This window comes from Bacillus sp. BC08, assembly GCF_054326875.1.
In genome coordinates this window covers 1-19949 of record NZ_JBTGPA010000011.1, presented here as the reverse complement: position 1 = coordinate 19949, position 19949 = coordinate 1, and the positions used below count along the sequence as shown (strand labels likewise).

Below are 19949 nucleotides of genomic sequence, written 5' to 3'. Positions count from 1 at the left end.
TTTTAATGTTCAAATGGTAAATCTGAAGCTAATTGTACCTCTTGATTATTATGAGAAATTACTTGGCTTTTCTCTAAAGCTGTATCTGTTAATGAAATACCCCATGCCATTGCTAACGTTAATAGACTACCAATAAGTAATTTTTTCATATTCCATCACCCACATCGTTTTCTTTTAATATATCATGAAAATTTATCCACAACTTATGCAATTATGCATACCCATTTTTTGGACATTTAATCTTGTGGATGTAACTTATGAAATATACCACTATACATAATTTCAAATCATTTTAGTTTAAATACTTCTTTTTTTTTAATAAGGTTTCTTTGTACGAATGTAAATCTAATAGATCAAAGAAGAAAGACGCTTTTTTATACACTTCTTTAATGTCCTCTGGTGAACACTCTAATTTCTCAAGGCACTCGCCTTTTTGATAATACAATTGACCGATTAATTCCATACTTCCCATATAACGAGAAGATTCAATCGCTTCATTTACTTGGTGCAATGCCTCTTCAAACTGATCACTCAAATATAAGGCTTTTGCATAATTGTATCGAACTTTAACTGTGAATGCTTCATCATTATGTAGCGATTCTAATTGTTCTAAAATAGCTCGAAATGAAGTTATTGCCCTATCTAATTGATTATTTTCCGCACAAATACTTGCAATAGAATTTTCAATATATAAATTTTGAAATACATCTATTCCTCCGTATGATTGATGTACAATTTTTTTCAACTCTAAAATGCAATATTCAAAATTAATTTTCTGTAAAACATATGCAGATAAGTAATAGTACCAAAGAAGAAACTGATTAAATTCTGGATGAAACTTTTCTTTTTTTAATTCATTTGAAACAATGCTATAAATTTCAGCATATTGTTTCTTCTTACTCAACATTTGAATTTTATCTTTAAATAATTTTTTTCTTTCAATATCAGAATAAATAAGTACTTCATAAAAGTGAATAATAGGAACTTGTAATTTCGCTGCAATCCCTTGCAATATATCCATACTTGGGTATACCGCGCCTGATTCAATTCGACTCACTTCCGATTGATGACATATGTTCTCGGATAACTGTTTTTGTGTTAATCCCCTCATTACCCTAATTTTCTTAATTTCACTTCCTAATTTTTCTGCGTGCATACTTACTCACCATCCCATTATAACAATCTAATTTGTTAAGTTGTCATACCACTACAATAATGTGAATTCGACAATTTTTGATATGAAATAATGCATAATATATATAAAATTCGGCAAATTTTTCATACAATTCATCTCACATACAATAATAGATTAGAAGTTTTATAGATAAATTATAGAAAACTTGCTCGTGCTTTTCGTTACATTCGGTTTCTTTATCCTTTATCAGCAGAAGCTATTCACACCCAAGAATTAGATAAAAATGAAGTAAAAGTTGAAATTGCTCAGCCTAGTTTAAAGATAAAAAAATTAACACAACCTCTAAATAATACGAAAAAATATGGCGAAAAAGTATTTAAACGATGAGATAAACGAGGCTAAAGCTCAACAAGAGTGACTGACAACTGAAATGAATGTAGATTCCCAACCTACAAATAGAGATACAAAAGAAAATAAAACCGAAGTTCGCCTTGCACAAACTTACAAAAACTATAAAGTATATGTTCAAGATCTCATTGTAAAAGTAGATAAAAATGGAGTAATTACAACTGTTAGTGGCAAAGTTGTCCAAAATTTAGACCAACAACCTAATCTTACTATAACAAATTTTTTGTCGAAAAATGAAGCAAAATCTTCATTACGTACTACTCTTCAAATTCCAAGTGATTCAACTGAGATGAAATTCTCTAGTGAAACCGTTGTTTATAAGAAAAAAGAAGTTTACCACTCATAGGTAAACTTCTTTTCATATCCATCCCTTTTCTTCCGCAATTGTAATTGCCTCAATTCTATTTTTCGCATCGAGCTTCGTTAATACTTCAGAAATATAATTACGTACTGTTCCAGGTGAAAGATAAAGTGCCTTCGCAATTTCATTTGCCGTCTTTCCTTCTTTCGCAAGTAGCAATACTTCTTTTTCACGATCTGATAACGGATTCTGCTCCTGCCATAAGCCGAACATTAAATCCTGAGAAATCTCTCGTTTGCCTTTCATTACATTACGAATCGACGCAGCTAAATCTTCACTTGGGCTATCCTTTAATAAATATCCGTGCACGCTAGCTTTCATAGCTCGTTCAAAATATCCAGGGCGTGCAAATGTTGTTAAAATCATTACTTTACATGCTGATTTTTCTTTCTTTAACGTTTCCGCAACATCTAATCCACTTTGAATTGGCATTTCAATATCCATAATACTTACATCAGGTTGTAACGATTCAATTAGTTTTAGCGCTTCTTCCCCGTTCGCAGCTTGCCCAATTACTTCAATATCATCTTCTAGATCAAGTAAGGCCCCTAATGCACCACGAAGCATCCTCTGATCTTCTGCAATAATAATTCGAATCATGCCCTCACCTCATCTTTTCCTGTTCTAATAACAACTGGAACTTTTACTGTTAATAGTGTCCCTGGATTGATCGTACCCAGTTCAACAAACCCATCAATAAGAGCGATGCGCTCCTTCATACCACGAATACCATTCCCATCATGGCTTTGATCTGCTAAACCGATTCCGTTATCTTCTACTGTCAAAATCAATTCACCTTGTGATTCTCGTACAGAAACTGTGCAACATGTTGCCTTACTATGCTTTACAACATTCGTAACAGCCTCACGTAAACACATCCCCACAATATTTTGCTCAATTGGTGATAACGAACTAGAACTTGCTTCCTGCTTCACTTCTAATTCGACATTAGCAGCTTGTAAGATTACTTTTATTTGCTCAAGCTCTTCTTCTACTGTAATCATACGCATATCAGAAATTAGTTCCCTTAGCTGCTTTAAAGCGGTACGAGATGTTTGCGTAATTTCCTTTGCTTCCGCACTTGCACGCTCCGGATTTTTTACAATTAACTTCTCCACGAGCTGACTCTTTAACGTAATAAGAGATAGCGTATGCCCTAACGTATCATGAAGATCTCTTGCAATTCGCTGTCTTTCTTCACGTTTTACTAAGTCTTTAATTTGCTCATTCGCTTCGTTTAATTGATTTCTTAACATCTTTTTTTGATTAAAGTTGCGCATACCAAATGGCGCAACAAGCATCAAAATAAGCATCGGGACAGTATTTATAAAGCTTGTAAATGAAAAACCCGCACCATATACAAATGTTATAAGCGTTACAACTAATAAGCCCAATAATATACGGAATATTTTTTTCGTAGGTGCGAATGCTATGGCATTTGATGTAAAAAAACATAAAAAAATAAGATACGGACTATAAAAAAAGCTAAATACCAAGGCTATAACCAGTTGCATACAAGCCCACATTGCGAACATTTTTGTAACAAAATACAACTGCCGGTATGCTAATACAAAAAGAATTAGCATGCCAGCCCCAAACATTAACCTTGAGCCCTCCTCTTGTACAAGTGCATAAATCGGAAACGCTAAATACACAAGCCACATATAAGGGAAAAAACCCATATGTTTCGGAAAAATCTCAATCCTTTTCTTCTCTATCATTTATACCGCTTCCTGTCTTTTTCTTATATATATTGATACTACAACAAATATAAGGAAATAACCTCCTAATACCGCGATATTTTCCCATCCAATTGATTTTCCAGCTACAATATCCCATGCACCGCTTCCGAAATGATATGTTGGTGTCCATTCACCGATAGATCGTAATATTTTTGGGAATACTTCGATTGGCATCCATAGACCGCCAATTACAGCTAAACTCATATTTAAAATATTCGCTAAACCCGCTGCTGCATCCGCCTTCTTAATAGAACCTATTACTGTTCCTAACGCTAAAAATGGTGTCACTCCTAACAACAACCACAATCCAGCACCAATCCATTGTCCTACCGTTAACTCAACATGATTAATTAATATTCCTGCGATAAAGATAACTAAGATTGAAAAAGCATTCACTACTGTTTGGGCAATAATCTTTGCTGTTATATACGCTCCCTCTGGAAGTGGTGTAATTTTCAACAAATGCGTCCACCCTTGCCCCTTTTCTTGAGAAATCCTTACACCGAAACTAAAAAGTGCCGTCCCTACAATACTAAACGTCGCCATTGAGATTAAATAATGTGCTTTCCACGCATCTCCATTTTGTGGAACTTGAATAACATTTGTGAAAATGTAGTAAAACATAACTGGCATTAATAATGAAAAAAAGATAAATAATTTATTCCGGAACGTACGTAAAATTTCTATTTTGCATTGCATCCATAAAGCTTTCATGCGATTTCCCCCTTCTGATTTGCGACAAACTGTTCAAATGCTTCATCAAGACTTCCACGTTCAACTGAAACATCTGTTACAGGTAAGTTCTTTTGATAAATTGCTTTTAAAGTTTCATCTGTATCTTCAGTTGTTAAAGTGAAGTGCCCTTCATTTGACTGTACTTCTGTTACGTTTGGTAATTCTTTTAGTAATTTTGCAGGAATACTTTCCTTCGAATAAAACTTGATTGTTTTTTGCGAAATCGTCGCTTTCATCTCATCTGGTGTACCATCTGCGATAATCTTTCCATTCGCAAACAATAAAATACGATTCGCCAATGCATCCGCTTCTTCTAAATAGTGCGTCGTTAAAATAATTGTTTTTCCTTCACTTGCTAACTTTCGAATTGTTTCCCAAAACGTTCTTCGAGACGTAATATCCATTCCAACTGTCGGCTCATCTAAAAATAACAAATCGGGATTTCCTGCAAGTGCGAGTGCAAAGTTTAACCTTCTTTTTTGCCCACCTGATAATTTCTCACATCTTTGCTTTCGCTCCGATTCTAAATTTGATAACTGTAGTAACGTTTCTTTCGCTACCGGATTCGTATAATAACTACGGAATAACTCAATTGCCTCTTCCACTGTAATACTATCAATGACACTTACTTCTTGTAGCATCGCACCGAGGCTATTACGAACATCTCTATGCTTGGGACTCTTTCCAAATATAGAAACAGTTCCTTCCGTCGGATCCTTTAATCCAAGCATCATCGACATCGTCGTCGTTTTTCCTGCACCATTTGGTCCAAGTAGTGCTACGATTTCTCCTTTATTCACATGAAATGAAACGTTATTTACTGCCTTTTTATATTTAAATGTTTTAGAAACACCATTTACTTCTATAATCTTTTCCATCTCTCCACCCCCGCTGTTTCTTATATTTACATTGTACGTGTTGGAAAACTTAGGAAACAGTATGATGCGTCATGACATCGATATGACAATTGTCATGTATTCCTTATGAGAGGAATCAGCCCACACACCGCAAGCGAGTAGCAGGACGAAAATAAACATGATACAATCGGGTAAGATATATATTCGAGGAAGGACAGTGGTTTTCATGATTATTCGTAATGAACAAGATTTAGAAGGCTTACGAAAAATCGGCCGCATCGTTGCGCTTGCACGTGAAGAAATGAAAAAAGAAGCGAAGCCAGGTATGACAACGAAAGAGCTTGATTTGATCGGTAAAAAAGTATTAGATGAGCATGGTGCTATTTCTGCACCTGAAAAAGAATATGATTTCCCAGGTGTAACTTGCATCAGTGTAAACGAAGAAGTTGCTCACGGTATTCCAGGAGATCGTGTATTAAAAGAAGGCGACTTAGTAAATGTCGACGTATCTGCTGCACTTGATGGCTATTATGCAGATACAGGTATTTCATTTGTACTTGGAGAAGATGTAGCAAAAGAAAAGCTTTGCCAAGCAGCTGTTGATGCATTTTGGGCAGCAATGAAAAAGGTAAAAGCTGGTTCAAAACAAAACCAAATTGGTCGTGCTGTTTCAAACTTTGCACATAAAAATGGATACAATGTGATTCAAAACTTAACTGGTCACGGTATTGGTCTTAGCTTACATGAAGCACCAAACCACATTTTAAGCTACTTTGACCCAATGGATAATGCGCTTCTAAAAGACGGTCTTGTTATCGCTGTAGAACCATTCATTTCTATGAAAGCTGATCACATTATCGAGCGCGGTGACGATGGTTGGACATTCGTTACACCTGATAAAAGCCTTGTTGCACAATGTGAACATACAGTTGTCGTAACACGCGGCGAGCCGATAATCTTAACAGAAATATAAAAAAGAACCGCTTCTTAGTAGGAAGCGGTTCTTTTTTATGTACTTTTTGAAAAGAAGCAATACGGTTGAACTCTTTTTCATTTACGTATATAATTTTTAGCGAAGGTTATTGATGATTATCTCTCATAAAAGATGATCAAGGGAGTACCTTCTTTTTTTATTTAATAGCATCGATTAAAGGAATGCGTTCTATTTATCATAAAACGCTGTCTTCGCTTTAATCTACGAATTGTATACTCTTTTAGACAGTACATATTTTCTTCATCCTGACCAAAGTCAAGCTACAATCTATTACTACCTCAATACGAAAGAACTTTTTACAATAGGATACATTATTTTGGTTAGCATGTATCGTAAAACTCACCTTTATAACGATTCTTTGCACATTGCAAGAATACAAATCATTATAAAATAGTTTAAGCATTTCACTGCATATTTTTTGTATGTGCCTATTTTATAAAGAACCACGTAACAAGTCGCACTCTATAAAGGTCTGATATCATTCCTTATCAGTATTTCATTCGACATTTTTTGTCGAAATTTGTATATTCATTCCCTATATTATTAGAATATACATTTTGTTTTACGTTACAAAGCATCAAATATGAATACTTTCCCTAAAGAGTATACGCAGTAAAGGAGGCATCACGTCAGTCCCATTGATCCATGACAAACAATCCCTTCACAAAGCATTTTTATGCAATAAAAGGATTCATAAAGGAGGCACAATGAAAAAACTTTTCAATATATGTTTAATTGTATTCGTACTATTTTCACAGCTTGCTAGTTTTCCATACAATCAAGTAAAAGCGGAAACATTAACAGGCAATTCATTATTTGACACTGTTGAAATGAAAGATGCAACGAATCAAATTATTGACGAAGCATTAAATTCTAAAAACTTAATACAAGTAGGATCAACCATTCACCTAGAATATGCTTGGTCAATAAAAAATCATCAAACAGACTCAGCAGTGCTCCAAATACCTAACGCATTAAAGGTTAAAAATAATCAACAAGGCAATCTGATGGCAGATCAGCAAATTATTGGTCAATATTTTGTTACAGCAAACGATAACAAAATGAAACTAGTATTTAACGATCGAGTAAAAGATTCCAAAGGCGCTAACGGAAAAATCAATTTTGATACAGTATTCAATCCTGATTTAAAACCTGGTGCAAAATCTGTTCAACTCTCATTCCCTCTAGGTATAACAGCTAAGTCTATTTCAGTCCCTGTTCAAGTAGATAACCCAGCTTCCCCTACTACGAATAAGGATTCTGCCCAACAACCTATGGAAGAGCAAAAGAATGGTGATGCTCAGCAACCTGCGGAAGAGCAAAAGAACGGCAATGCTCAACAACCTGCGGAAGAGCAAAAGAATGGCGGTGCTCAGCAACCTGCGGAAGAGCAAAAGAATGGCGATGCTCAGCAACCTGCGGAAGAGCAAAAGAATGGCGATGCTCAGCAACCTGCGGAAGAGCAAAAGAATGGCGATGCTCAGCAACCTGCGGAAGAGCAAAAAAATGGTGATGCTCAGCAACCTGTTGAGAATCCAGATCCATCACCTAAGCAAATTACAGAAAATATTTTAACGGGTGTCATATTAACAGATAAAGACGGTAAACCATTTAATAATACGGATAATCGTCCAAATCCCAATTCTATTACCCAAATTGATTTTACATGGGAAGTTTTAAAATCGCTAAACGTCAAAGAAGGTGATTACTTTACTTTCCAACTCCCAGACTACTTTCTTGTCCACAATACCATTACAGAAGATCTAATAGATGGAAAAGGACATACGATTGGATCATTCGTTGTTACGCCTGATGGCAAAGTAACGATGACTTTTAACGAATACGTTGAAGATCATCCCGATATAGCTGGACATTTAAACATTCGTACGGAGTTTAATGAAGTAAAAATTACAGGGACTACAGAAAAACAAATCCCATTCCCTATTAAAGAAAAAGACGTTATTATTGAGCTCGATTTTAAACCTAAAGTAAAACAATCTATAGATAAAAAAGGTGTACCTGATAGACCAACTAATACGAATCAAATTAATTGGACAGTAGAAATGAACAAGACAAAAGATAAACTAACAAATGCTGTCTTCCAAGATAACATTCCAAATGGAGCAAGTCTCAATGAAGATTCTATTAAGGTTTATTATTTAGAGGTAGATATTAACGGGAAGACAACTCGTGGAGCCGAAGTTCCTAAAGAAGAATATGAACTTACTTCATCCTCTGATAAATTAAATATCGCTTTTAAAAATGAAACGAATAAAGCTTATCAAATTGAATATGCAACAAAGATTACAGATGAAAGTGTTACTAGTTTCAAAAACGAAGCAAAAGTATCAAGCAAGAATCAAAAAGATGTATCTGCAAATGCAACTGTAACTGTAAAACGAGGTACGCATCTAGAAAAAACTAGCAAGTACAATCCAAAAACACAAACAATCGAATGGACGATCACTTACAACGGTGACCAAAGAAAGATCAGTAAAGAGGCTGCTCTTTTAAAAGATATTCTAGATAAGGATCATAAAATTGATCTAAGTTCTATTGTTGTAAAAAATGCTTCTTATAATGATAGTGGGCAAATTGTCACTGGTGACGATGCTACAAACTTCACAGTAAAAGAAACGACTGAAGGATTTGATTTACAGTTTACTACTGATATTGATAGTGCCTATGTAATTACTTACACATCAAAAGCCGCGGGTGATGTCATCACAGATGGAGAAATCGAAAATGAAATTATCGCAGATGGTGGTTCAAGTAAAACAAACAAAGTTACATTACAACAACAAAACATCATAAAGAAACATAATAAAAATGCAGGCGATACAGATTACAATGCGAAAACAACAAAATGGACAATTATTGTAAATGATAACAACTACGTGTTAAATGATGCTGTTATCAAGGATACGTTTGACTTTGGTGGTCTAACTTTACAGGAAAATAGTTTCAAGATTACTGACGGATCAAATGAACTTAAATTAGGGCATGACTACACACTTCATGCAACCGATAAAGGATTCGAAGTGAAACTAGCTGGTGATTATAAGTCTAATATGAATAAAACTTTAACTATCACATACACAACAGACTTTAATTACGAGAATCTATCCAAAGAGAAAGATAATAAATCATTCAAAAATACAGCAAATTTATCATGGATAGACATAAATGATCAAAAGAACAATAGTTCATCTGATGATACATTTGATCCTGATTACTACACAAAAGGAAACGGATTTAAATACGGTTCTTACAATGCCCAAAAGAAAGAAATTACATGGGACATAGGGTTTAACTATAATAATATGACGATTAAGGACCCTTCTATCGTCGACGTATTAAGAGATAACCAAAAATTAATACCGGAATCTATTGAAGTTCGACACATGAAATTAACTGGTGGTGCACATGGATTTGAAGTAAGTGATCCTGTTCCATCTAACGAATATACGATAGAACATCCAACAAAAGATAATAACAATACATTAACGATTCATTTTAAAAATGAAATTAAAACGGCTTACCATATTAGCTTTAAAACTTCACTTGCAGGTGAACAAATTAATAAGCGCTACGATAATTATGCCGATTTAAAAGATGGATCGAAAACTGTTACTACTATTCATGGTGCATTTGAGATTACAAACGGTGGTAGCGGTGTTACGAAAACAGCAAAGCAAAATGACAAGTATATTGATTGGAGTGTTTCTATTAATGCAAGTCAATCAACTATCGAAAATGCTGTCGTAACAGACGAACCGACAGACAATCAAATGCTTGATGAAAAGTCTTTCCATCTGTATCCAACAACTGTAGCCGTAGATGGAACTTTAACGAAAGATACAGCAAATGAATTAAAAGAAGGAACAGACTATAAACTCAAAGTAATAACAGACAACGATACAGGGAAGCAACAGTTTAAAGTTGAATTCCTTCATACCATTGACCGGGCTTATATTTTAGAATATCGCTCACTCATTAATGCAGACCATAATGAAAAGGTAAGTAATAAAGCGACGATTACTGGTCACCGTTTAACATTAACGAAAGTGGAAGATGTTAAGTTCGTTGAAGTTAAAGTATCTTCTGGATCTGGAGGTGGTTCTGCTAGTAAAGGGCGCGGAAGCCTTCAAATAATAAAGGCTGATGATAAAGACGACAAAGTATTATTAGCCGGAGCAGAATTTACTTTATATGATCAAACCGGTACAACCGCTATTCGAACAATTACAACAGGTGATGACGGTGTCGCTAAGTTTAATAACTTACGACGTGATAAATATTTAATTAAAGAAACGAAAGCACCTAAAGGTTATGTAATTAGTAAAGAATTAAGAGAAGGTATACTTGTTGAGCTAGGTTCCGAAGAAATTACAACATATACCCTTACAAATAAGAAATTTGTCGGGAAAGTAGTACTTACAAAAATTGATGCTCACAGTAAAGAAAATCTTGAACACGCTGTTTTCTCTTTACTGGATCAAAACAAACAAGTCATTCCTGAGCACAAAAAATTAACAACAAATAATAAAGGTCAAATTACTGTAGATAATTTAAAACCAGGAACTTACTACTTACAAGAAACAACGGCTCCTGAGCATTATCAATTAGATGGTCAACTTATTGAAGTTAAAATCGAAGAAGATCAAACAACAGTAATTGAAAAAGAAGCAAAAAATAATTTAATTACAGGTTCGGCTATACTAACAAAAGTTGATAAAAATGGTGAAACTTTAGCAGGGGCAGTATTTAGTGTACGAGACCGAAAAAACAAAATAATCCCTGGCTATGGAAAATTAACGACAAATAATCAAGGACAAATCGAAGCAAAAGATTTACGTCCTGGAGACTATCAATTTGTTGAAGAAAAAGCGCCTAAACATTATAGCCTAGATAAAACACCGATTGCATTTACAATTGAAAAGAGCCAGCAGAAGGTATTTACTGTTACAGCAACAAATCACCTCATTAAAGGTGGCGTCACTTTAACAAAAACTGATGATATCGATGGTACAGCTCTTGCAGGTGCTGTATTTAAAATTGTCGATGCGAATGATGAAAAGAAAGTCATTCGCGAAAATGTAAAAACTGGTGCTGATGGTAAAGTAACTGTTAAAGACTTAGAGCCTGGTACGTATAAATTTGTTGAAACAGAAGCTCCTAAGGATTATGTGTTAAATGCAAACCCTATTGAGTTTACAATCGACAAAAGCCAACAATCTTTAGCTACCGTTACGGCAACGAACAGTTTAAAAACAGGCGAAGTTGAATTATTAAAAGTTGATGAATTCGGTGATAAAAAACCTCTAAAAGGTGCCGTATTTAAAATTGTCGATGTAAATAATAATGATGTTCGTACTGACCTAACTACAGATGCTGATGGAAAAACAAAAGCTGATAAGCTACGTCCTGGTACGTATAAATTCATTGAAACAGCTGCTCCTGAACATTACGTTTTACGAGCAGAACCTATTGAATTTACAATCGATAGAAGCCAAAAAGAAACTCTACTTGTAAAAGCTGAAAATGCTTTAAAACCAGGAGATGTTGAATTAACGAAAGTTGATGATATCGATGGTACAGCTCTTGCAGGTGCTGTATTTAAAATTGTTGATGCGAATGATGAAAAGAAAGTCATTCGTGAAAATGTAAAAACTGGTGCGGATGGTAAAGCTATCGCTACTGGCTTACGCCCTGGCGATTATAAGTTTATCGAAGTAACAGCACCAAAGTATTACGATAAAAATACAACGCCTATCGAGTTCACAATTAAAGAAAGTCAAGGAACTTCACCAATTACTGTTACTGCTAAAAACAGCTTAACAAAAGGCGGTATTGAATTAACAAAAGTGAATGCTGCGGATGAAAAGGAAACACTTGAAGGTGCAGTATTTAAAATCGTTAATAGAGATACGAATGAAGTTATTCATACGGAACTTGTTACGAATAGTAAAGGAATGTTAGTTGTAGATGACTTACGTCCTGGTAACTATACACTTATCGAAACAAAGGCTCCAACTTATTACGATGTAAATGTAGAACCAATTGAATTTACAATCGAAAAAGGACAACAAAAACTTCTTCCACTTACATTTAAAAATAGTTTAACGAAAGGAAAAGTTAAACTTATTAAAGAAGATGATGTGGAAAGTAGTATCGCCCTTACCAGTGCCGTGTTCACATTACAAGACGCAACTGGCAAAGAAATTGCGAAAGATTTAAAAACAGATGATTATGGAGTACTAGTTATTCCTGATTTAGCACCAGGAGATTACCAATTTATTGAAACAGCTGCTCCTGAACATTATAAATTAGATCAAACACCTATTAAGTTCACGATAAAAAAAGGTAGCAAGGATGATATTCCAGTCCCTGTAATTGTAAAAAACAGTTTACTTACAGGTGGCGTTACTTTAACTAAAGTGGATGACGTTGATGGCATTACACTTGAAGGTGCAGAATTTATCATTGTTGATGCTCATGATACTAAAAAAGTCGTTCGTAAAGGGTTAACTACTGATGAACAGGGTAAATTTTCTGCTTCTGATTTACGCCCGGGTGACTATCAATTTATTGAAGTAAAGGCTCCAAAAGACTATGATTTAAGCAAAAAACCAATTCCGTTCACTATCGGAAAAAGTCAACAAGAAAACATAACCGTTACTGCTACTAACAGCTTAACGAAAGGTGCTGTCACTTTAACTAAAATTGATGACATCAATCGTACAATGCTGAAAGATGCAATCTTTAAAATTGTTGATATGGATGGTAAAGAAGTTCGCACAAACCTTGTTACAGATGACAAAGGCGAAATTTCTGTTTCTGACTTACGCCCTGGAGACTATCAATTTATTGAAACTCAGGCTCCTGAACATTATGTGTTAGATGAGACACCAATTCCATTTAAAATTGAAAGAAGTCAAACGAAAAAAATTACTGTTACAGGTAAAAACACGTTGAAAAAAGGTAGCGTTGAATTAGCAAAGATTGACGATATTGATACTGATACGAAGCTCGCTCATGCTGTATTTAATTTATTAGATGCAGACGGAGAGATAGTTGAAGAAGGCTTAAAAACAAATGCTGAAGGAAAAATTGTTGTTGAAAATCTACGTCCTGGTACGTATAAGTTTATTGAAACAGCTGCTCCTGAACATTACGATTTAAATAAAACACCAATCGAATTTACAATTAAGAAAAGCCAAACTGAAATTCTTCACGTTACAGCTAAAAACGCTCTAACAAAAGGTGCAGTGGAGCTTTCTAAAGTAGATGACATCGATGGCACTAAACTTGAAGGCGCAGTATTTAACATTGTTGATATGAAGGGTACTGTAATTCATAAAGGCCTTGTTACAAATGGTAAAGGAAAAATTGAAATTAACGACCTACGTCCTGGTGATTACCAATTCATCGAAATAGAAGCTCCTAAGCATTACGTTTTAGATGAAACACCAATCAATTTCACTATTGAAAAAGGACAGAAGGAAACTATTTCTTTAACTGCTAAAAATAGTTTAAAACAAGGTAGTATCGAATTAATTAAAGTGGATGATTTAAATGATCAAACAAAACTTGCCGACGCCGTGTTTAATTTACTAGATCAAAACGGTAAAGTACTTAAAACGGATTTAAAAACGAACGGTGAAGGAAAAATCATTGTTGAAAACTTACGTCCTGGTACGTATCAATTTGTCGAAACAACGGCTCCTAAACATTATGATTTAGACAAAAAGCCAATGGTAGTTACAGTTGAAAAAAGCCAGAAAAACATTGCTACTGTTACTATGAAAAATAGTTTAACTAAAGGCGGCGTTGAACTTATTAAAGCGGACGACGTCGATGGTACTACTCTTGAAGGCGCAGTATTTAACATTGTTGATGTGAAGGGTACTGTAATTCGCGAGAATCTTACTACAAATTCACAAGGCAAAATTAGCGTTTCTAACTTACGTCCTGGTGATTATCAATTCGTCGAGACGAAAGCTCCGAAACACTACGATTTAAATAAAGAACCGATTCCTTTCACTATTGAAAAAGGACAAGCCGAACCGATTTCTGTTACTGCTAAAAATAGTTTAACAAAAGGTGCGGTAGAGCTTTCTAAAGTGGATGACGTCGATGGCACTGCCCTTAAAGGCGCAGTATTTAACATCATTGATTTAAGTAATGGCAAAGATGTTCACATTAATCTTACGACAGATGCAGATGGAAAAATCTCTGTTCCAGATTTACGTCCTGGAGACTATCAGTTTGTTGAAACAAAAGCTCCTGAACACTATAAATTAGACAGTACACCGCTTAAATTTACAATTAAGAAAAGCCAAGCAGAGAAGCTACAAGTCAATGCTACTAACAGCTTAATTGAAGGTGCTGTTGAATTAATTAAAGTGGATGATATAAATCCAGATACAAAACTATCTGATGCAGTATTTAACATCATTGATGCGAAAGGTAAAGTTGTTCGTACGAATTTAACTACTGATAAAGACGGGAAAGTTTCTGCTTCTAATTTACGACCAGGAGATTATCAATTCGTTGAAACGAAGGCTCCTAAAGATTATGATTTAAATAAAACACCGATTCCTTTCACTATCGAGAAAAGCCAACCAACTCACGTTTCTGTTACTGCTAAAAATGGCTTAACTAAAGGTGGCGTGGAATTAACGAAAGTTGACTCTCTAGATGCGAAAGAAATGCTGGAAGGTGCGGTATTTAAAATTACTGATATGAACGGTAATGATATTCGTACGAATTTAGTTACCAATAAAGATGGAAAAATCATCGCTAAAGACTTACAACCTGGAGACTATCAATTTATTGAAACGAAAGCTCCTACTCATTATGACTTAAACGAAACACCTATTAAGTTCACAATTGAAAGAAGTCAAACAAAACATGTCTTCGTTACAGCTATGAACAGCTTAACGAAAGGTAGTGTGGAGTTAATTAAAGTGGATGATGTTGAAGAAAACACAACACTTGAGGGTGCGGTATTTAAAATTGTTAATAAGGATGGACATGACGTCCGTACTGATTTAACTACTGATAAAAACGGTCGTTTAGTTGTGGATGAATTACCACCAGGGGACTATGAGTTTATCGAAACAAACGCTCCTACTCATTATGACTTAAACGAAACACCTATTAAGTTCACAGTTAAAAAAGGGCAAGAAAAAATCGCTTCCGTTACAGCTACGAATAGCTTAACGAACGGCGCTGTTGAACTTTCTAAAGTGGATGATGTTGATGGTACTGCTCTTAAAGACGCAGTATTTAAAATCGTTGATATGAACGGTAACGATGTTCGTTCTGATCTAACTACTGATAAAGATGGGAAAATTTCTGTTTCTGATTTACGTCCTGGTGACTATCAGTTCATTGAAACGAAAGCTCCTACTGGATACGATTTAAGCGCTAAGCCAATCCCTTTCACAATTACGAAAGGTCAATCTCAAGTTACTTCTGTTACAGCTTTAAATAGTTTAACAACAGGTTCAATGGAGTTAACTAAAGTTGATATGGATCACCATGGAACACTTGAAGGTGCCATTTTCAACATTTTAGATCAAGACGGAAAAGTAGTACAAGAAGGTTTAAAAACAGACGGGCATGGTAAATTAATCGTAAATGATTTGAAACTTGGTAATTATCAATTAGTGGAAACAAAAGCTCCTGAGGGCTATCAATTAGATGCATCTCCAATAAACTTTACAATTGAAAAAGCTCAAGCTACACCACTACAAATTACAGTTTCAAATAAAAAAATCGATTCTTCATCAGGTGGAGATGATAAACCAGTTACTCCTCCTAATAAAGAAGAGGAAACAGGGAAAGAAACTTCTGAAGAACTAGAAAAAGGAAATCCTGAAACACATGGTAAAGAAACTTCCGAAGAACTAGAAAAAGGAAATCCTGAAACACATGGTAAAGGAACTTCTGAAGAACTAGAAAAAGAAAACCCTGAAACACAAATAAACAAACAGCAAGATGACCGAAATAAGGGTAAAGAACTTCCAAATACAGGTCACAAAAATGATCCTACTCAAACAGTAGGCATCGTACTTCTACTAGCTGGATTGTTAAGTATTTTAGCTACAAAACGAAAAAAATATTATTAATAGTTTTTCACACCCAATCAAGTGAACATTTGATTGGGTGTTTTTTTTATGCAAAAAAGGACGATACATAAGGTATCGTCCTTTTAACGGGGTGAGGCTGTCCAAAAGTACGGAAAACCTTTGAACAGCCTCGTATTTTCATATGGATGCCTTACATATATCACTGATGATAATTATGAAATGCGGAAACATATTTATCATCACATGATTCAAACACGAGAAAAGAAACCCTATAGGATTCTTTTCTCTACATAATCTAAAGTTTGGGTACACTAGATTCATGCAATGTAGGAGCTTTCCAAGCAGAAAGCGAACCTTCATTTAAAATGATAGCATACATATCTCCATCAAAAATATGCAAATATGCATATAGCGTTTTTTTATTTCTCAATGTCAGAATATTGAAAACTAGTAAAGATAACGGTAAAATGAAGTCGTTATCCGTCTTCTTTTGTCAGGCAGAGAGAATAGAAGAATAGGAGAGGAAAAAATGAAAAAATCTTTGAAACAAAAAATAGTAAGCTCTTTGCTTGCTGTATCACTCGCTGTTAGCTTAGCTCCAATCGGACAAGCCAAAGCTGATTCCACGTCAGAAATCACACAGACTTCACCTATCACAAAACAATTTGATGCAAGCCGCGCCATCGAACACATTCGTTTCTTATCCGAAACAATTGGTCCTCGCCCTGGTGGGACAAAATCAGAAGAATGGGCTTCTCGCTACGTTGGTATGCAACTTAAATCAATGGGCTATGAAGTAGAATATCAACCATTTCAAGTGCCTGATCAATACGTTGGATTTATTGAATCACCATTATCCACAAAGCGTAATTGGCAAGCTGGTGCTGCCCCTAACGCACTAATTTCTACAGAAGCTGTTACAGCTCCTCTTATCTTTGTTCAAGGTGGGACAAAATTAGAGGATATCCCAAATGAAGTAAACGGAAAAATTGTTCTATTTGAAAGAGGAACAACCGTTGCAGACTATAATAAACAAGTTGAAAATGCTGTTAGCAAAGGAGCAAAAGGTGTCCTTTTATATAGTTTAATTGGTGGACGCGGAAATTATGGACAAACCTTCAATCCCCGCCTAACGAAAAAGCAGTCTATCCCTGTCTTTGGTCTTGCTTATGCGCAAGGAAATGCATTTAAAGAAGAAATCGCTAAAAAAGGGACCACTCTTCTTTCTCTAAAAGCGAGACATGAATCTAACTTAACATCACTAAATGTTATCGCTAAAAAGAAGCCAAAAAACAGTACAGGTAATGAAAAAGCTGTCGTTGTAAGTTCGCACTATGATAGCGTAGTTGGAGCACCTGGAGCAAATGATAATGCTTCCGGTACAGGATTAGTATTAGAACTGGCTCGTGCTTTTCAAAATGTAGAAACTGATAAAGAGATTCGTTTTATTGCTTTTGGTTCTGAAGAGACTGGCTTACTTGGCTCCGATTATTACGTTAATAATCTGCCCCAAAAAGAACGCGATCGAATTTTAGGTGTCTTTAATGCAGACATGGTTGCAACAAATTACGATAAAGCAAAGAATTTATATGCTATGACGTCTAATGGTTCTCCAAACCTTGTAACAGACGCGGCCTTACAAGCAGGTAAACAATTAAATAATGACCTCATACTGCAAGGGAAATTCGGCTCTAGTGATCACGTCCCATTTGCTGAAGTTGGTATTCCTGCCGCTCTATTTATTTGGATGGGTGTCGATAGTTGGAATCCATTAATCTATCATATTGAGAAGGTATACCATACACCTCAAGATAATGTGTTAGAAAACATTTCGCCTGAACGTATGGAAATGGCATTAGAGGTTATCGGGACAGGAGTTTATAATACACTTCAAAAACCTGTTACTCAAACAGAACAGAAAGCTGCTTAATACTATTTCAGACTACCGATTAATCGGTAGTTTTTTATTACATAACAATATTATCCTATTTGAAATTCTAATATATGCATAATTACATATATATTAATACGACTTATCTCTTATAATAAAAATTGTAATATAACCATGCAAATATACCATTAAATGATATTAGCATGTAAAACAAAAATTTTACATCTAACAAATAAGATTTTCTATCATGAAAAACTTACTCCGACAGTTGTGTTAAATTTAATGTTTATTTCAGGAACTAATATTTTTATTCCTGAAATAAACATGGCTGCGACTACAGAAGAAAACAGCTTTATGAAATATTATTTCTAAATTAACTATAAAAGTGACAATGCATTCAACAAGAACTGAATGGAACAAAACGTTAATCCTGAATTACATGAGGCACCGTATTCTAAGCTTGATTTTATTGGATAATAGCCTTCATAGAGCCTATCTTGAAACTATTTCTCTTTTTCTATAAAAATACCCTTCAGGTAGCATTCTTCCATTCACTTTATCATGAAGTGTTTTTGAATACTTGCCTGAAGGGAGCAATATTAATAGTAATTTTTTTATTTGTCCTACTAAGATTACGGTGTAATCAATGATCTAAAGCTTTTATTATTTTATTCGTCGACGAGCGATTAGACTTCCACCTAAAAGGAACAATAGCATACCTCCAAAAATAGAAATCATTTCTGTTGATGTTCCTCCTGTGTTAGGAAGTAATGTTGGTTTATCCTTTTCTGTAGTAGGTGGGACCTGTGAATCGCTATTTTTACCTGTGCTTGGATCTTTCGGACCTGTGCTTGGATCTTTCGGATCTGTGCTTGGATCTTTTGGATCTGTGCTTGGATCTTTTGGATCTGTATGTTGTTCGTCCTTGATTTTTGTGTTTGTGATGTCATAACCATTTACTTCGGACTTGTATCCCTCTACTGGTTGTTCTTTCACTTCATACTTATACGCTACTCCATTTGCATCATATGCTTGGAGTTTTTCGAACGTGTACTTCCAGTTTGTTTCTGCTGTTACTTCTTTTGTATCTACTACTTTACCATTTTGTAAAAGGTCTACTTTAATCGAACTTGGACGATCTGTTGCATTGTTATCATCCCAGATTTTCTTACCACTTACTTCTGTTTGGTCCGTATTCTTGTATGTGTTCGTGATTGTTGTTCCTTCTACTTTTGTTTCGTAGCCGTCTACTTTCACTTCATCTACTGTGTACGTAAATTCATCTCCTGCTCCATCGTACTTTGGTAGATCTTTGAAACTGAAGTTCCAGTTTCCTTCTTTATCTGCTTTTACTTCTTCTGTTTTAAATTCTGTTCCATTTTGAAGCAATTGTACCTTGATGCTTCCTGGACGCGTGTTGAATTTATTATTGTAGTCTTCCCAGACTTTCTTACCATTTACTTCTGTTTTGTCTGTATTTTTGTACGTGTTCGTGATTGTTGTTCCTTCTACTTTTGTCTCGTAGCCATCTACTTTCACTTCACTTACTGTGTACTTGATTTCATTTCCTTGTCCATCATACTTCGGTAGATCTTTGAAGCTGAAGTTCCAGTTTCCTTCTTTATCTGCTTTTACTTCTTCTGTTTTAAATTCTTTTCCACCTTGAAGCAGTTGTACCTTGATGCTTCCTGGACGTGTGTTGAATTTATTATTGTAGTCTTCCCAG

Annotated in this window: 11 protein-coding genes; 4 read left to right on the top strand and 7 right to left on the bottom strand. The window is 35.0% G+C overall.

Features of this window, described 5'->3' with window-relative positions; genetic code table 11:
* Positions 1-2: 2 nt before the first annotated feature.
* Entirely contained in the window at positions 3-149 is a 147-nt protein-coding gene (gene papR / locus ACXVYO_RS01665; RefSeq protein WP_098880605.1) for a quorum-sensing peptide PapR, read from the bottom strand.
* 143 nt (positions 150-292) lie between these two features.
* Positions 293-1156: a helix-turn-helix domain-containing protein gene (locus ACXVYO_RS01660; RefSeq protein WP_073517210.1), complete on the bottom strand. Its 864-nt coding sequence runs from the start codon at positions 1154-1156 to the stop codon at positions 293-295.
* Between the two features lie 409 nt (positions 1157-1565).
* On the opposite strand from ACXVYO_RS01660, the gene ACXVYO_RS01655 reads away from it, so the two are divergent.
* Positions 1566-1889, top strand: coding sequence for a bacillolysin (locus ACXVYO_RS01655; RefSeq protein ID WP_088022214.1), 324 nt, complete (start codon positions 1566-1568; stop codon positions 1887-1889).
* Between the two features lie 12 nt (positions 1890-1901).
* Here ACXVYO_RS01655 and ACXVYO_RS01650 read toward each other — a convergent pair whose 3' ends face one another.
* The 4 genes from ACXVYO_RS01650 to ACXVYO_RS01635 are packed head-to-tail and all read right to left on the bottom strand — an operon-like array spanning position 1902 to position 5259.
* Positions 1902-2504, bottom strand: a complete 603-nt coding sequence (locus ACXVYO_RS01650) for a response regulator (protein ID WP_458465875.1) — start codon at positions 2502-2504, stop codon at positions 1902-1904.
* Positions 2501-3625: a sensor histidine kinase gene (locus ACXVYO_RS01645; protein ID WP_458465874.1), complete on the bottom strand. Its 1125-nt coding sequence runs from the start codon at positions 3623-3625 to the stop codon at positions 2501-2503. The genes ACXVYO_RS01650 and ACXVYO_RS01645 overlap by 4 nt, the downstream gene beginning before the upstream one ends.
* A complete protein-coding gene (locus ACXVYO_RS01640) occupies positions 3626-4360 on the bottom strand; it encodes an ABC transporter permease (protein ID WP_061131882.1) in 735 nt (244 codons plus the stop codon). It lies immediately after the preceding gene.
* The gene (locus tag ACXVYO_RS01635; protein WP_458465873.1) at positions 4357-5259 is read right to left on the bottom strand and encodes an ABC transporter ATP-binding protein; all 903 of its coding nucleotides are present in this window, start codon (positions 5257-5259) and stop codon (positions 4357-4359) included. The genes ACXVYO_RS01640 and ACXVYO_RS01635 overlap by 4 nt, the downstream gene beginning before the upstream one ends.
* Before the next feature lie 157 nt (positions 5260-5416).
* On the opposite strand from ACXVYO_RS01635, the gene map reads away from it, so the two are divergent.
* The 3 genes from map (at position 5417) to ACXVYO_RS01620 (ending at position 18262) form a co-directional block, all read left to right on the top strand.
* The gene (gene map / locus ACXVYO_RS01630) at positions 5417-6211 is read left to right on the top strand and encodes a type I methionyl aminopeptidase (protein WP_458465872.1); all 795 of its coding nucleotides are present in this window, start codon (positions 5417-5419) and stop codon (positions 6209-6211) included.
* Between the two features lie 728 nt (positions 6212-6939).
* Positions 6940-16371 carry a SpaA isopeptide-forming pilin-related protein gene (locus tag ACXVYO_RS01625; protein WP_458465871.1) on the top strand — a complete coding sequence of 3144 codons (9432 nt, stop codon included), beginning with the start codon at positions 6940-6942 and terminating at the stop codon, positions 16369-16371.
* Between the two features lie 490 nt (positions 16372-16861).
* A complete protein-coding gene (locus ACXVYO_RS01620) occupies positions 16862-18262 on the top strand; it encodes a M28 family metallopeptidase (protein WP_458465870.1) in 1401 nt (466 codons plus the stop codon).
* 624 nt (positions 18263-18886) lie between these two features.
* Here ACXVYO_RS01620 and ACXVYO_RS01615 read toward each other — a convergent pair.
* Positions 18887-19949, bottom strand: a 1063-nt coding sequence (locus tag ACXVYO_RS01615) for a Cna B-type domain-containing protein (RefSeq protein WP_458465869.1), incomplete at its 5' end; no start/stop codon positions are given.

Excerpts from the sequence above, each read along its gene's own strand:
- ACXVYO_RS01625 (WP_458465871.1), top strand. The coding sequence starts at position 6,940 with ATGAAAAAACTTTTCAATATATGTTTAATTGTATTCGTACTATTTTCA.
- ACXVYO_RS01640 (WP_061131882.1), bottom strand. The coding sequence starts at position 4,360 with ATGAAAGCTTTATGGATGCAATGCAAAATAGAAATTTTACGTACGTTC.
- ACXVYO_RS01645 (WP_458465874.1), bottom strand. The coding sequence starts at position 3,625 with ATGATAGAGAAGAAAAGGATTGAGATTTTTCCGAAACATATGGGTTTT.
- ACXVYO_RS01655 (WP_088022214.1), top strand. The coding sequence starts at position 1,566 with ATGAATGTAGATTCCCAACCTACAAATAGAGATACAAAAGAAAATAAA.
- papR (WP_098880605.1), bottom strand. The coding sequence starts at position 149 with ATGAAAAAATTACTTATTGGTAGTCTATTAACGTTAGCAATGGCATGG.
- ACXVYO_RS01660 (WP_073517210.1), bottom strand. The coding sequence starts at position 1,156 with ATGCACGCAGAAAAATTAGGAAGTGAAATTAAGAAAATTAGGGTAATG.
- ACXVYO_RS01650 (WP_458465875.1), bottom strand. The coding sequence starts at position 2,504 with ATGATTCGAATTATTATTGCAGAAGATCAGAGGATGCTTCGTGGTGCA.
- map (WP_458465872.1), top strand. The coding sequence starts at position 5,417 with ATGATACAATCGGGTAAGATATATATTCGAGGAAGGACAGTGGTTTTC.
- ACXVYO_RS01635 (WP_458465873.1), bottom strand. The coding sequence starts at position 5,259 with ATGGAAAAGATTATAGAAGTAAATGGTGTTTCTAAAACATTTAAATAT.
- ACXVYO_RS01620 (WP_458465870.1), top strand. The coding sequence starts at position 16,862 with ATGAAAAAATCTTTGAAACAAAAAATAGTAAGCTCTTTGCTTGCTGTA.